This is a genomic window from Vibrio spartinae (assembly GCF_024347135.1).
Taxonomy (GTDB): domain Bacteria; phylum Pseudomonadota; class Gammaproteobacteria; order Enterobacterales; family Vibrionaceae; genus Vibrio; species Vibrio spartinae.
The window spans coordinates 3,347,189-3,361,385 of record NZ_AP024907.1; the positions used below are offsets into that span (position 1 = coordinate 3,347,189).

General features: G+C 45.8%; 15 protein-coding genes. 8 read left to right on the top strand and 7 right to left on the bottom strand.

From position 1 onward, the window contains the following. Positions 1-24 precede the first annotated feature (24 nt). The 6 genes from OCU60_RS15010 to OCU60_RS15035 are packed head-to-tail and all read right to left on the bottom strand — an operon-like array spanning position 25 to position 6,659. On the bottom strand, positions 25-1,155 hold the full coding sequence (locus OCU60_RS15010; RefSeq protein WP_074371410.1) for a response regulator: 1,131 nt from the start codon (positions 1,153-1,155) through the stop codon (positions 25-27). Next, positions 1,148-4,318 (bottom strand): response regulator, encoded by a 3,171-nt coding sequence (locus tag OCU60_RS15015; protein WP_074371411.1) that lies wholly within the window; start codon positions 4,316-4,318, stop codon positions 1,148-1,150. The genes OCU60_RS15010 and OCU60_RS15015 overlap by 8 nt, the downstream gene beginning before the upstream one ends. Next, entirely contained in the window at positions 4,315-4,908 is a 594-nt protein-coding gene (locus OCU60_RS15020) for a SpoIIE family protein phosphatase (protein WP_074371412.1), read from the bottom strand. The genes OCU60_RS15015 and OCU60_RS15020 overlap by 4 nt, the downstream gene beginning before the upstream one ends. Continuing rightward, a complete protein-coding gene (locus OCU60_RS15025) occupies positions 4,898-5,362 on the bottom strand; it encodes an ATP-binding protein (protein ID WP_074371413.1) in 465 nt (154 codons plus the stop codon). Before OCU60_RS15025 ends, OCU60_RS15020 begins: the two co-directional genes overlap by 11 nt. Beyond that, the gene (locus OCU60_RS15030) at positions 5,355-5,726 is read right to left on the bottom strand and encodes an STAS domain-containing protein (RefSeq protein ID WP_074371414.1); all 372 of its coding nucleotides are present in this window, start codon (positions 5,724-5,726) and stop codon (positions 5,355-5,357) included. The genes OCU60_RS15025 and OCU60_RS15030 overlap by 8 nt, the downstream gene beginning before the upstream one ends. 15 nt (positions 5,727-5,741) lie before the next feature. Then, positions 5,742-6,659, bottom strand: a complete 918-nt coding sequence (locus OCU60_RS15035; protein WP_074371415.1) for a protoglobin domain-containing protein — start codon at positions 6,657-6,659, stop codon at positions 5,742-5,744. Positions 6,660-7,076: 417 nt separating this feature from the next. On the opposite strand from OCU60_RS15035, the gene OCU60_RS15040 reads away from it, so the two are divergent. From OCU60_RS15040 to OCU60_RS15075, 8 genes are all read left to right on the top strand, one after another. After that, entirely contained in the window at positions 7,077-9,029 is a 1,953-nt protein-coding gene (locus OCU60_RS15040; protein WP_074371416.1) for a M6 family metalloprotease domain-containing protein, read from the top strand. A 160-nt stretch (positions 9,030-9,189) separates the two neighbouring features. Then, positions 9,190-9,702: a lipocalin family protein gene (locus OCU60_RS15045; protein WP_074371515.1), complete on the top strand. Its 513-nt coding sequence runs from the start codon at positions 9,190-9,192 to the stop codon at positions 9,700-9,702. A 47-nt stretch (positions 9,703-9,749) separates the two neighbouring features. Then, a complete protein-coding gene (locus OCU60_RS15050) occupies positions 9,750-10,457 on the top strand; it encodes a helix-turn-helix transcriptional regulator (protein ID WP_074371417.1) in 708 nt (235 codons plus the stop codon). Between the two features lie 61 nt (positions 10,458-10,518). After that, on the top strand, positions 10,519-10,839 hold the full coding sequence (locus tag OCU60_RS15055; RefSeq protein WP_074371418.1) for a hypothetical protein: 321 nt from the start codon (positions 10,519-10,521) through the stop codon (positions 10,837-10,839). A gap of 118 nt (positions 10,840-10,957) precedes the next feature. Further along, positions 10,958-11,458: a GNAT family N-acetyltransferase gene (locus OCU60_RS15060; RefSeq protein WP_074371419.1), complete on the top strand. Its 501-nt coding sequence runs from the start codon at positions 10,958-10,960 to the stop codon at positions 11,456-11,458. Between the two features lie 113 nt (positions 11,459-11,571). Further along, positions 11,572-11,946 (top strand): hypothetical protein, encoded by a 375-nt coding sequence (locus tag OCU60_RS15065; protein WP_074371420.1) that lies wholly within the window; start codon positions 11,572-11,574, stop codon positions 11,944-11,946. Between the two features lie 217 nt (positions 11,947-12,163). Continuing rightward, complete coding sequence (locus OCU60_RS15070) at positions 12,164-13,042, top strand: HEPN domain-containing protein (RefSeq protein WP_074371422.1); 879 nt, start codon at positions 12,164-12,166, stop codon at positions 13,040-13,042. A gap of 315 nt (positions 13,043-13,357) precedes the next feature. After that, the gene (locus OCU60_RS15075) at positions 13,358-13,786 is read left to right on the top strand and encodes a SymE family type I addiction module toxin (RefSeq protein ID WP_205410463.1); all 429 of its coding nucleotides are present in this window, start codon (positions 13,358-13,360) and stop codon (positions 13,784-13,786) included. 108 nt (positions 13,787-13,894) lie between these two features. On the opposite strand, the gene OCU60_RS15080 is transcribed toward OCU60_RS15075, so the two are convergent. Next, the gene (locus OCU60_RS15080; protein WP_074371423.1) at positions 13,895-14,194 is read right to left on the bottom strand and encodes a hypothetical protein; all 300 of its coding nucleotides are present in this window, start codon (positions 14,192-14,194) and stop codon (positions 13,895-13,897) included. Positions 14,195-14,197 lie beyond the last annotated feature (3 nt).

Below are 14,197 nucleotides of genomic sequence, written 5' to 3' on the forward strand. Positions count from 1 at the left end.
CGATTCAGCGGCACAACCATTCTCTCAGCCTTTATTTTGGTTACCGGACGGAAAAGAGGCTTCATGGAACCCTTCATCTCTGTAGGTTCGGGCGGTCTCCTTAAACTGCTGTTCAATGGCCAGAAAAGCCGCCACTATTGCAGGTTCAAAATGTGTCCCTTGTCCTTTTTTGATGATGCTGACCGCTTTCTTATGGGTAAATGCCGGTTTGTAGACCCGTTCAGAAATCAGTGCATCATAAACATCAGCGAGCGCCATCAAACGGGCGCTGAGCGGAATTTCATATGCTTTCAGCCCCTGCGGATAACCCGTGCCGTCCCATTTTTCCTGGTGACTCATGGCTATTTCCTTGGCAAATTGCAGAAAATCACATTTGAAATCAATCGCAGACTCCACAGAAACAATCACATTACGCCCAATCTCAGTATGTGTTTTCATTATCTCGAATTCATCTTCAGTCAATTGACCAGCCTTCAGAAGAATCGCATCAGGGATGCCCACTTTACCGATGTCATGTAAAGGTGCAGATTTAAACAAATTCTCAATCGTCTCAGGGGACAACTGTTCTACATAGAGCCCCTGCCGGACGAGTTCTTCCGCCAGATATTTGATATAACGCTGGGTCCTACGGATGTGATTACCGGTTTCATTATCTCGGGTTTCTGCCAGCGAGGCCATCGCTTCAATCGTTGCATTCTGCAAGCTTTCCAAATGATGGGTTCGCTCCCGAACCCGTTCTTCCAGAATATAGTTTTGGCTCGCAAGATCTGACATCGCCTGTTTCAGACGCAGATGCGTATGTACTCTGGCAAGCAGGATCGGGGGACTGATCGGTTTAAGAATATAGTCAACGGCACCCACATCAAACCCTTGTTGCTCATCTGCTATCTGCGATTTTGCCGTCAGAAAGATCACCGGAATCGCTTGGGTTCGCTCATCAGATTTCAGACGGCGACACACTTCATAGCCATCCATTTCCGGCATCATGATATCGAGCAAAACGATATCAGGAAGATGTTTCTGACACACTCTTATCGCCTGTTCACCTCTTGTTGTAATTAAAATATGAAAATAAGGCTTTAAAACTTCGCCTAGCAAAGCACGATTCTCGGCATTGTCATCAACAATTAATACCGTATCTTTTGCATCATCCATTCTCTCCCCCTGTCACTGTCGAAAGGTCAAGTGGATAAATACTGACTGCTTTTCTGAGCGCTTCACTTGCCGCTTCGAAATCACAGTCATGAATAGACTGACAACAAGTGTCAAATGACGCGGAAGCGAGTACCACTTTGAGGAACGGATAATGCTCATCAAGATACTCAACCGCCTCATTATCATATGCTGCTAAAAGAGATGCTAACTGCTCAATTACCGCGATGTGAGCTTGTGTCAGAGCCCCACCCTGCTGCGCTGTCGGCTCCAGACGCTTGAGTGTCTGACATAGTGCAGGAATCAACTGTGCGATGTGTTCTTCAGCTTCACGCAATATCGCAGCCAGCGCCTCATCATCTTGTTCTTGCTTAATGGCAGTTTCAATCCGGGCTGCAATATCGGAAAGTCGCATCAGCCCAAGGTTCGCGGCTGCTCCTTTCAAGGTATGCGCCATCAGCGTCGCTTCCGTCCGCTCCGCTTGCTCTAACGCAGTTTGAATACGAGGAACGATATCATGCTCTTTATCAATCAACTGAGAGAGCAACCGCTGATAAAGCTGCTCATTGCCAGCCACTCTCATAAGCCCGTTGCGGTAATCCAGAAAAGAGAGTTCACTGAGCTGAGGCGAGGATGATTGTGTTAAAGTGGACATGTCAGTCGGCGCTGGCTCTTGCGCCTGCGGGGTATCAACCACAGCAGGCTTTTCGGCATGACACCACTTTTGAATGGTACTCAACAGGATATCCGGATCAATCGGCTTAGAAATATGATCATTCATCCCCAAACCAAAACAACGCTCCCGCTCCTCAACCATCGCATGAGCCGTCATCGCAATCAGAGGAATATCATCGTAAGCGGGAATACGACGAATATGCTCACTGGCTTCATAGCCATCCATCACCGGCATTTGCAGATCCATAAAGATCACATCAAACCCTGCCGCCTCATTCAGAGACTCAGCAAGCAGCGAGAGCGCTTCCCGACCATGATTCGCAACCGTCACATCCATTCCCCATCCTTCCATCAACTCCAGTGCAATCTGTTGGTTGATTTCATTATCCTCAACCAACAACACCCGAATCTCGGTCAGATCATCCTGAGGTCTGACAAAATGATCCACCGATGAACGATGGGATGGATGTTCTGAAGCCCCAAACAACGTCATCAATAAATCAAACAGTTTCGATTGCCCGACAGGCTTAGATAAATAACCGGATAATTGCAGCTCTTCGGTGACATGGGCAAGTTCATCTTTATCATAAGCGGTCACCATAACAATATGAGGCTGATGTTCTGACGGCACCGTCTGGCGAATCTTGCGGCAGGCCTCAACCCCATCCATATCAGGCATATTCCAGTCCATCAAGACCAGATCGATCGGTTTCCCTTCTGCTATCGAGGCATCAATATGTGCCAGCGCTTTATCAGCATGATTCACTAATATCGGTTGATGCGATAGTACATCGAGCATATCACCCATAATCATTAAGGCATGTTCATTGTCATCAACGACCAGTGCCCGAATACCATCCAGTGTATTGGGCAACCCATCAGCAACAGTCCGGGCCTCCCGGTCAGCTTTCAGCCAGATATCAAAAGTAAAGTGGCTCCCTTGACCCAACTTACTTTCAACCCGAATCTTACCGCCCATCAACTCAACCAAACGCTGACAGATAGACAGCCCCAATCCTGTACCGCCATACTTACGAGTCGTACTGCCGTCAGCCTGAGTAAATACGGTGAATAATTGTTCTATCTGCTCAGGGCTCATGCCAATCCCTGTATCTGAAACGATGAACTCCAACTGAATTTGCTCCATTTGGCGCTTCACTTCTCTCACAGCAACTGAAATCTCCCCCTGTTCAGTAAATTTCACCGCATTGTTGACCAAATTAATAATTACCTGCCCCAATCGTAGCGGATCACCATACAACTTTTTCGGCAACCCTCGCGGTACGGAAAACAGCAGTTCTAACCCTTTATCAAATGCTTTCTGCCCATTAATTATGGATACATTATGAAAAATATCGTCCAGTTCAAAACTGACATTCTCAATCGTCAGCTTTCCGGCCTCAATTTTACTGAAATCGAGAATATCATTGATAATCCCCAATAAGAGTGAGGCGGAATTATGAATTTTAGACAGATAATCATGTTGTTTGGCCGTTAAGTCGGTCTTTAAAGCCAAGTGAGACATGCCGATAATGGCGTTCATCGGAGTTCTGATTTCATGGCTCATATTGGCCAGAAACATCGATTTAACCTTCAGTGCCTCTTCTGCCTTTTCACGTGCATCATACAACTCATTTTCGACAACCTTACGCGCAGAAACATCACGTAAAAATAAAGCCGCCTGACAGCGGTCATTGAGGACAAAAATCGTCACCCCTAAATCCACCGGAATCATCACACCAGACTTGGTATACGTTTTAATCTCAAAAAACTCACCATACACTTTGGTCTGATCTTGAATGGAGATGGGGGGCTGTAAGATCGCTGCCAATGCCCCCGGCATCACCATCTTCAACAATGTGATACAATCCCGCCCTAAGACATCTTGGCTCTGATATTGATAAATCGCTTCAGCCGTTTGATTCCATAGCAGAATTTTGCCCTGCTCATCGATAATCACCACGCTCGATGGTGCACCGTCAATAATCGTCCGGGCAAAAACTTCACTGTCTTGTAAATCCTGAGTTCGTCGTGCGATTTCTTGCTCTAATCCAACCTGATGTTGTGCCAGTTGCTGATTTTTATGCTGCAATTCATTCATCAGCTCATCACGACTTTTCTCGCGTAACTGCTCTGCCAATTGTTCGAATTCAAACGCTGTCGGCAGATAATTGGCAACACATGGAACCACCCAACTGATCGCCTGACTATGTTGTTCAATCGCCAGCCCGGGGACGGTTAATGTTCTTGATTCAACCGATTCAGGAATCAAACAGCTCACCGTAACCTGCTCCTGCTGAAAAACAAAATCAATGGCACACTCCCCGTAAGCCTCAAGCAACTGCAACACGAATTCAGCACTCATCAGCATGAAATAATCCTGCTGTTCAGCACTAAAATGGTAACAACGGAAGATCGCCTGAAATTTACGTCGAATCGCCAGTTTACTGATATTGTCGTGATAGACAGAGCAGCGGATCGATTCATTCATGCGTTGTACTCCAACACTATCACGGTAATATCATCATGTGATTTGCCGAAATGTTCGACCAAAAATGAAGCAAACTGCGGAAGCGGACGATATTGAGCAAAATGGCACTGTCTCAGATCTAAATTTTCCTTAATCCCATCGGTGGTCAGTAAGAAACGTTCATTGTTGCCAAATGAGCCTTGAAACACATTCAATGTCGGGATCATTTCACCGACAATACCGGGCTGAGCGCAATAGGAGCGCCAGTCATCACCACACTTTCTCATCAGCGTATTGCCGACACCAACCCCTTGAAAACATCGCGTCTGAAGGTTAAAGAAAACCAATGTCACAGCAGCACCCAAACTGCCGCGAAAATAATCATGCATCTGCTCAAGTCGCCGCGGGAGCTCATCTGCTGACTGGGTATGAAAACAAGCATCGAGATAACCTTCCATCTCTCGCGCCAAACGTGCGGCTTCTGGCCCATGTCCTAACACGTCAATAATCGCAACCATCAAACCCGAGTCATTTTCTCGCACCAATACACCATCTCCGGACTCTGACTCCCCCAAACAAGGGATGCAGCGAGAATACCATTCAAACGGCATCGTCATTCCCCCATTTGATCACGCTCACGATGGTCCCGCGCGTCTCTGTGCCAGACGCTTCTGTAAACGATTGGATCTCAAATTGATCAACCATTCTGCGCACGCCCGGTAACCCCATTCCTAAAGAGCCACTGGTCGAAAAATGATCCGCCATCGCCTGCTCAATGTGTGGAATTCCCGGCCCGAAATCCCGGGCAACAACCCGTATACCATGTTCATTTTTTCGTTCAAAATCGTGCATTATTTCGGCCAGTTCAATACGACCACGCCCTGCATACTTGACAATATTGGTTGCCAGCTCAGAAACAATCGTGGCGATTTCACTCGTCACCGTCGGAGAAAAATTAAGTTGCTGGACAAATGTAAATGTCCCGACCACAGCCATCACAACATCAGCTTCACAATCAATAGAATAAACATCCCCCAACGCTTTGACCGATACCGGTTCATCCATTTCTGCGCTCCTGTGACTGCCGGAGCAACACAAGCCCTTGCTCCAAATCTGTAGCACAACTTAATGCCGATGTATCAACCCCTAAGTTCATCAAACCCATCACGATTCCCGGTCTGAAACCGACAAAGATACATTGCCGCCCCATCACTTGCACATTCAGGGATATCTGGATCAGTGCTTCAATATCTTGCCGATCCAACGTTTTTACGTCAGACATATCAATCAAGACACCGTGGATATAATTTTCAGCAAGCTGGCTCAACAGTTCATGACAAAAATCAGCCAGAACACCCGCCGAGAGATCCGCCTGAATAGATGCAACAAGTGCATGTTTGAGCTGACTAATCGCAATCGATTCCCGCATAACTGTGCTCCTGCATTATTCCGAAAACTGATTCAACGATGTCACATTAAGACCAATCATCTGAAAAGCGTATTCAAGCGCATCCCTGAGTGTCGCATTGGCTTGCACCTCTCCGACATTCACCCCCAACTGAACCATGGTCTGAGCAATTGAAGGGGAAACTCCCGATACCAAACAGGTACACCCCATGAGCTTGGTCGCTTTAGTGATTTTAATGAAATGGTTGGCAACCGCGGTATCCACAACCGCCACCCCGGAAATATCCATGATAAAAATCTTGGCCCGGTTGACGGAGATTTTATTCAAAACCGCAGCCATAATATCTTGGGCCCGTTTGGAATCGATGATACCCACCAGCGGCAGCATTAGGATATCCTGCCAAATCATTGTGACGGGGGTTGACATGGCCATCAGCGCCTTACTTTGTTCGGAAAAACGTTTATTCGTCAGGCGGGAATAAGTCTCGACGACAATCGAGGTATCCATATGGAGCAATTTCATAAATGCGGTCACATAAGCGTTATATGCCTCTGTTTCCATCGAATCATCGTATAACTGCTGGGTAAAAATCAGCATTGAGGTATTCATACCGGCAAAATAGATCGGGAGCGGTAAGCCAACGCGAGCATGCACTTCTCCCACATCCCGGCGCTCCTGAACATAGTCGTCATCAATATTCGCTTTGAAGAAGGAGGTCCAGTAGCGAACCTGTGAATCCTGAACATAGCGTAATCTTCCGGGGTCACCGAAAAACTGAGCATACTCAGGGAGCTTCTCCAGCCAGGTATAAAAATATTTAACGTATTCCCCCAGCTTCGGAATCATCACCTGACCGAACTGGCGAACGGTATCTAAATCCTCATCTGTTACGCCATGCAGGTGCAATAAAGATTGCACGTCTTTCATCTGAGTGAGTTTAACATCCGGTGACATACGTAGACTCCCTTGCCCATCAGTGCTCTTCTATCCTGCATTTATTCAGCATTGTGCAACACAGCCTTTCGTCACAGGTAGAATCATATGTACAGATTTTAATCATAGTCGATAAATTCATCCCCCCAATCAAAATGGATCACATGTCATAAATAAACTGGTCACATATATTCACTCATCCTACCACTCGCTATTTTAGGGATATTCTGTCAAGCGAAGAATTAATAACCCACACAAATAATTACATTTATATCAATAAAGAATTATATATTTATTAAGTTCCCCCAAGAATGAAATTATTTCCATAAATCTATAGAACTTATGGAGAAAAAACCTTCGATAAAAAATAACCACCTTGATACAATTTAAATCGTAACAAGAATAAAACATTATTTTAAAAAACAAAGAGCATTTATTATGAAATTAAAAACAACCGTTGGTTTAATGAGCTTATATTTAATTTGCCAACCCGCGTTTTCAGCAATTCCTTATCATGGCTATCAGTATGATTACACTCAACCGAATGGCGATGTCATTACGCTTACGCTTGAAGGGAATGACTATTACGCCGAGCAGAGAACACCTTCCGGTCAGCTTGTTATTTATGATAAGCAACTGGGTGGACTCGCTTACGCGAAGGTCTCTGATGACGGGTCAGCCCTTGTATCTAAAGGAGAATTGGTCACTCAAGCAAAAGAGCAGCTTGAACAAGATCTGAGAAGCAGTCTTCATTCCACCATTCTTTCTCAGACTGAACAGCAACCCGGTTTATCCGCCAAAGCGAGAGAAAAATTAGCCCAAGAAAACCGCGATAAATTATTACATATCCCGGAAGATGTCAGTCGAATTGCAACATCTCTCGTCCAAACTGCCGATTCATCGAGCCATATTACGGGGAATGTACGCGGGTTAACAATATTAATTGACTTCCCGGATGATCGCCGAGAAATTAGTCGTTCAGACGTCAACAGTTTTTTAAATGATTTAAATTATAAAGGATACGGAAATTTCCAATCGATTCGTGGTTATTTCCGTTCTGTATCGGGTGGCAAGCTCGATTATACAAATACAGTCAGCACTTACTATACGGCGAAACACAACAAATCTTACTATACCAACCCTAACCTTGAGTTCGGTGTCCGGGCACAGGAGCTGATTCATGAAGCATTAGAGTGGATGGAATATCAACAAGGATTTGATTTCTCGACTCTGACGACCGATCGCTGGGGCCGTATCAGAGGGCTTAATTTTTTCTACGCCGGGGATTCAAACAGTGCCTGGTCAACAGGCTTGTGGCCACACATGGGTGGCGTGAACCCACAATTCTGTGCTGATGGTGTCTGTACCAATTCGTCACAGATATCCGATATGGGAAGCAGCTTATCGATCGGAACCTTCGCCCATGAATCAGGACACCTGATCGCAGACTGGCCTGATCTTTATGATTACGACGGCAGCTCAAACGGTTCTGTTGCGCAGTACGGTATCATGGGTTACGGCAGTACCAATGCCCGCTCGATGCGACATCCAGTGCCACCGGTTGCGCCACTGCGTGATAAGGCTGGCTGGGAAACCGTCATTGAGTTAAACCCAGCGGTCAACTCGAATGCACCGACCGGCCGTATCTCAGCAACATCCGGCAGCAATACATCCTACAAATGGTCTAACCCGAACAATCCGGAAGAATCCTTCTATATGGAAGCGATTTATCAAAGCGGACAAAATACCGAGCAATTGGGTAGCGGGCTCGCTATCTGGCACGTCGATCCGAAAGGCAATAACTCCGATGAATGGCACCCTTACATCCAGATGGAGCACGCCGACGGCAACCGTGACCCAGAATACTTGCGTAACCGCGGTGATGAGTACGATGTTTATGGTCAATACGGTGAGTTTTCTGCGATCTATCCGAATGATTTAACATCCCGGGGGACAAACTCATTATGGTGGAATGGCCGTGATTCAGGCCTGAGCGTCAGTGATATCTCCCAACCGGCTCAAACAATATCGTTTGCGATTTCAGAAGACGGTAACGGCGGCGGTGATAATGGCGACGGTGGCTCCTCAACCGAAACCAAAGTGTATACCAACACCATTGCGCAAGGCGGATACACTGCCGAACCAAACAATCAGGCATTCCGTTATGAAGGCGGCACCATCAACGCGACTCTGGTCGGCCCTGACGGTACAGACTTCGACATGAAACTGATGCGTTGGGACGGCAATAACTGGCAGCAAGTTGCAGCCTCTGAAGAGCCAGGATCCAGAGAGCAGATCACCTACACGGCCGATGCGAATTTCTACTACTTCCAAATTTATGCATACAGTGGTTCAGGCCAGTACAATCTGACGATCTCGCTCACTCATTAATCACATCAATCGGGACACGATAACCCCATCAAAACGCGGTGTTCAGCACCGCGTTTTTTTATTCGCACACACTGACGAATCAGCTATGCTCATCACATCATTGATGATTCCGGTGATTCAAACCGGACGAGACGAAAAGACACAATCACGAGGAACGCTCATGAAAAAATTGCTGCTGATGTTGGTGACTCTCACATTAACGGGTTGTCTCGGGATGCCCGAAACCGTTCAACCGGTCTCTAATTTTGACGTGCAACATTATTTGGGCAAATGGTATGAAATTGCCCGTTTAGATCATTCGTTTGAGGAAGGCCTCACCCATGTGACCGCAGACTATACGCCCAGAGATGACGGTGGTATTACGGTGCTGAACCGCGGCTTTTCCGCTGCCGATAACCAGTGGGAAGAAGCGCAAGGGAAAGCCTATTTTGTCAACAGTGACTCTGAAGGCTATTTAAAAGTCTCGTTCTTTGGCCCTTTTTACGGCTCCTACGTGATCTTTGCCCTCGATGACGACTATCGCTATGCCTTTATTTCTGGCCCGGACACCGATTACCTGTGGCTATTGTCTCGCACCCCGACCGTCGATCAGCAAGTGATCGAGCAGTTTATTCACATGGCGAAAGCTCGCGGTTTTGATACCGATCGTTTGATTTTTGTGGATCAGCAATGAGCGGCTGCCTGTGTGAACGATTATCCGCTCAATAGATAGGTTCAAGTATGCGCAAATCAGACCGACTTTTTCAACTGACAAATATGCTCCGTAAACACCAGCCCATAACCGCCAAACAATTGGCAGAAAAATTACTGGTGTCTGAAAGAACCGTTTATCGCTACATCGATGACTTATCGTTATCAGGTATCCCGATTTATGGGGAATCGGGTGTCGGATACCGGTTGTCTGAGGGATTCGAACTACCACCATTGCAATTATCACCGGGTGAGTTAGAGGCACTGATCACTGGCGTGAGTTTTATCGCATCTTTAACAGGAAAGAACCTTGCTGCTTCAGCACAATCTCTGCTGTCAAAAATCGAGGCGGTGCAACCCAGTAAATTGATCCAGACCACAGGTCAGGATCGTGTGGTGAGAGTTCCTGCCAATCACCGAGATACAAAGGCGTATCAAATCTGGGAGAAAATCCATGTGGCCATCGCAGAAAAACGCTGGCTCAATATCGCCTATCACTCACTTTCAGAGGTCATCACAGCGAGAACCATCTTCCCCTTAGGGTTATTTTATTGGGGCGGTAAATGGACGTTAGGCGCTTGGTGTGACATGCGCGGCGACTATCGCGACTTTAGAATTGACCGCATCGCTCAATTAGAGCGGTGCGATAATGAGCCTTCTCTGCCTGATTTTGTTTCTTTGTCGGCATACATCGAATTGAAAGATTCACCTGAATTTAAAAATATCAATATTGACTGACACAATGGTGTCAGTAGCAAAGCCTTAGACTCATAATTCAATTCATCACTAAGGCACTAACATGATAAAGAACAATCACATTGATAACATTGGTGGTATGGAATTTGCGACCTTCAGACTCAAAAAAGGGGTGACAGAAACCACATTAGTCGAACTATCGAACAAAGTAGAGCAAGAATTTCTGCGCCAGCAAGATGAACTCGTGCTCCATTTTCTGGTTCGGGGGAAAGATGGGATGTATGCTGATGTCGCGCTTGCAACATCACAAGAAAAGGCCGAGGCGTATTGCCAGCAGTGGTTAAGTCATCCCGTGGCGCTTGAATACTTGGAACTGATCGATGAAACGTCGGTAGACATGACGTTCTGGACAAGAATTAACTAAAAGTCCGAACAACAAACACAACCGTGACCGCTTTTTAGCCTCGTGCTTTTAAGCGGTCACCTATACGTTCAATGACCGTCAAGTCACGGACATTAATGAAGGAGAACTGGCAGAAAAAATGGAAGTTCAGCTAACCAAAATAAAAAAAGAACAACGAAAAATCCTTGAGAATCTGTTTTTCTATTACATATACGATATGTCAGAGTATATGAAATGGAACCCCGACCAAGACGGCAAATTCAGCTACAACCCGTCGATGTTTGACCCGTACTGGGAACAAAAAGATCACGTCCCATACTTTATCGAGGCCGACGGTGAACTGGCAGGGTTTGTTTTGATTCGTCGTTATCCGAGTGATCCATCCCGCTATGATGTGGCTCAGTTTTTTGTCCTGCGTAAATTTAAAGGTCAGGGGATCGGTAAACAAGCACTCGCGCAAATCGTCAAGGCTTTTCCCGGTAAGTGGCAAATTCGCGTACTGCTGGAAAATTCAGGCGCACTAAGTTTTTGGCAGTCCGCGGTCTCTGATATTGTCGGCGGGCGTTACCAGTTATCCCAAGCCAATGACGTTGACCTGCTCATGCACTTTATTCATTTTGAGACAGATGATAAGTATTGAAAAACTCGAGCTGTTTCTATGAACGCTCATACCTCTTTTAACCTCACTCGATTCAGGACTTGTCCATCATTTAGGGCAACGTTAAAGTAAGTCACAATCTGATAGTTCATCATATGGGAGAAAGAGAATTGAGTCGCATTGGATTCATTGTTTACTGGCTGGGTTGCATTGTTGTTTTTGCTTATTTATTGAACCATGATTGGCAGCAATTTTATGATTCCTTTTCTTTAATTTGCACATTTGTTCCTGCACTTTGTGCGTTATTTCTCCGAAAAAATGAGTCTATTGACAAAAAATGCTTAAGATTTATCAAAGTCAATTGGATCAGTGCGGGATTGACAACCGTGTACGGTATAATTTTATCAATGAGTTATATTCCTTTTGATCCCGAAGGTTTAGTTGTTGGTTTCAGTGTTGCAATACTACCCATTTTTTATGCATTTTCGGCGACGTTAGTATTAGCACCATTCATGACAGAGAAGCATTGATAGCCCCCACCAAAGCATTAAAAAAGTATGAGTTTTCCTGAATTGTGTCGCAAAGTGACCCTGTGTACCTCGCCACTGCTAACAAAATCAATCACGATACCAGTATTAAATAACAGCAAGGTATCATCATGATAAAACTGACAATGTTCAGCAAAAACAACACCGCTCAACGCAGGAATGGTTTGTTTTACCCACGGCTCATAGTAGGATAGCCACGATGAAAACAGCACTCGATCACCTCCCTGAGCGGAAGCAACAAGAACTTCACACCATCACCACCGTATTGCGCGATACGCTGGATGATTTTCTGCATAACAAAAACGGCAGCAAAGCTGAGTTTCGCATTCTTAAAATTATCTTGTTCGGCAGCCATGCCAAAGGGACTTGGGTTAGTGATCGGCCCAACGGTTATATCAGTGACTACGACATTCTGGTGATCGTCAACAGAGCGGCATTGGTCGAAGAGTATGCGGTGTGGCACAGTGCTGAAGAGCAGATCGCGCGTCGGGTCACCTCTGCCCCACTCGGCTTGATCGTCCACACACTTAATGAAGTCCATCAGCAGCTCCAGCAAGGTCACTACTTCTTTAAAGATATTCGAGAACAGGGCATTGAACTGTTCAGCGCCGATAAACGGGAACTGCCCATTCCGGGGAATTTAAGTGAAGCAGAGCGAGTTGCAATTGCCAGTAAGCATTTTCAGCACTGGATGAAAAGCGCCCAGTCTTTTTTGATCGATTTCGGTCACTGTACCGATCGTCAGGATTTCACAAAAGCGGCTTTTGAACTCCACCAAGCAGCCGAACGCCTGTTCGCCTGCACCCTGTTAGTGTGTACCAACTACCTGCCCAAAACCCACAACCTTGAAAGCCTGCGCTCAATGTGCGCCCAGCAAGATCCGGTCTTTGCCGATCTATTCCCGATGGACAGCAAATTCCACCGTCGCAGCTTCCAGCGCCTCAAACGCGCCTACATCGATGCCCGTTATTCCGAGCATTATGAGATCACCGCAGAAGAGCTGAGGTATTTACAAAGTGAAGTGGAGAAATTACGGGAGATGGTAGAGCGGGTTTGTCGGGGGAGGATAGATGTTTAATTATATGGAGCGGATGCTCCATATCAGTGATGATTAGATAGAAGTTGTATAGAATAATGAACTGTCACTCTCAATTCACCATTTAAATAAATTATTAATTTAAGTCAATATCAATAACCGCCGAACTATTGATTAAAATATCATGACTATTTTTTCAGGATCATATGCATCATCAACCACGCCCATTATTAAAACTTCATTCTCTGTATAACAATGAATAATTCAGCCGGGAGTTCTCCTCTGATAGGGTAATTTTATCCGGGATACTGGTGTTTTTATCTTTTTGGGTAACTACCTGTGAAATCAACAATTCTTATGAATCAGGAAGAACATTCACGGATGAATGTTCAGGTTTTTCAGCACAGGGAGGTGCTTAAAAGCCGGTTCCGGCCAGCGATCAAAACAGTCAAAAATTCAAAGCAGTTTTGGTTCCTTTTCCTGCGTGAAAAGGAACTGGAGCGCGTGTACCACAAGCCATCTGGATCTGAAAGACCAATTGCGCACCATACGATACCACGCCAGTTGGGATCTTCCGGAAAAACAACATCTGGAGAGCCCCCCCACGGCGATACCAGCACCCCGGATATTCATCTGAAAGGCAAGTGGCTGCGCGAGGCCGGGTTTGAGACCGGCACACCCGTCACCGTCAAGATCGCCGGGGACTGTATTGTACTCATCCCGGACAGCCCGCAGGAGCAGGCATTGCGCGAGCAACTGGCGCAGTTAAAAGCGGCGCTGAGGTGAGTTGAATCAAAGGCCGGGAGAGTTGATCCCGGTCGTTGATTTTGAGGATGTATCAAACCTTATCGGATTTATAAAAGGGCGTGACACAGAATTATGAACAGTATCGCTCTAACGCTTGGCCTCAATAAAGACCTTTCCAACTTTATGTGGTCCTTCGTATATATAAAATGAGTCAAATATTTCAAGTTTGTCTTTTGGAGCATCTTCTGATAGAAATTCAGCTGTTCCATAGCTGAACACATATTCATCACAGCTTTGGGGAGCTTCAAGATCTAATATGATACTCCAGAGATTAGCACTATCTTCATTATTTGAAAATTTAGCAATAGGGAAATAACGTCCAATAGGAGGGGGGCTTTTTCTTCCTCCCTCACTTTTGTTCATCCACATAACTTTTACTTTAATCATATC

Excerpts from the sequence above, each read along its gene's own strand:
- OCU60_RS15035 (WP_074371415.1), bottom strand. The coding sequence starts at position 6,659 with ATGTCACCGGATGTTAAACTCACTCAGATGAAAGACGTGCAATCTTTA.
- OCU60_RS15060 (WP_074371419.1), top strand. The coding sequence starts at position 10,958 with ATGGAAGTTCAGCTAACCAAAATAAAAAAAGAACAACGAAAAATCCTT.
- OCU60_RS15070 (WP_074371422.1), top strand. The coding sequence starts at position 12,164 with ATGAAAACAGCACTCGATCACCTCCCTGAGCGGAAGCAACAAGAACTT.
- OCU60_RS15015 (WP_074371411.1), bottom strand. The coding sequence starts at position 4,318 with ATGAATGAATCGATCCGCTGCTCTGTCTATCACGACAATATCAGTAAA.
- OCU60_RS15045 (WP_074371515.1), top strand. The coding sequence starts at position 9,190 with ATGAAAAAATTGCTGCTGATGTTGGTGACTCTCACATTAACGGGTTGT.
- OCU60_RS15010 (WP_074371410.1), bottom strand. The coding sequence starts at position 1,155 with ATGGATGATGCAAAAGATACGGTATTAATTGTTGATGACAATGCCGAG.
- OCU60_RS15080 (WP_074371423.1), bottom strand. The coding sequence starts at position 14,194 with ATGATTAAAGTAAAAGTTATGTGGATGAACAAAAGTGAGGGAGGAAGA.
- OCU60_RS15075 (WP_205410463.1), top strand. The coding sequence starts at position 13,358 with ATGAATCAGGAAGAACATTCACGGATGAATGTTCAGGTTTTTCAGCAC.
- OCU60_RS15030 (WP_074371414.1), bottom strand. The coding sequence starts at position 5,726 with ATGCGGGAATCGATTGCGATTAGTCAGCTCAAACATGCACTTGTTGCA.
- OCU60_RS15065 (WP_074371420.1), top strand. The coding sequence starts at position 11,572 with ATGGGAGAAAGAGAATTGAGTCGCATTGGATTCATTGTTTACTGGCTG.
- OCU60_RS15050 (WP_074371417.1), top strand. The coding sequence starts at position 9,750 with ATGCGCAAATCAGACCGACTTTTTCAACTGACAAATATGCTCCGTAAA.
- OCU60_RS15040 (WP_074371416.1), top strand. The coding sequence starts at position 7,077 with ATGAAATTAAAAACAACCGTTGGTTTAATGAGCTTATATTTAATTTGC.
- OCU60_RS15055 (WP_074371418.1), top strand. The coding sequence starts at position 10,519 with ATGATAAAGAACAATCACATTGATAACATTGGTGGTATGGAATTTGCG.
- OCU60_RS15020 (WP_074371412.1), bottom strand. The coding sequence starts at position 4,908 with ATGCCGTTTGAATGGTATTCTCGCTGCATCCCTTGTTTGGGGGAGTCA.
- OCU60_RS15025 (WP_074371413.1), bottom strand. The coding sequence starts at position 5,362 with ATGGATGAACCGGTATCGGTCAAAGCGTTGGGGGATGTTTATTCTATT.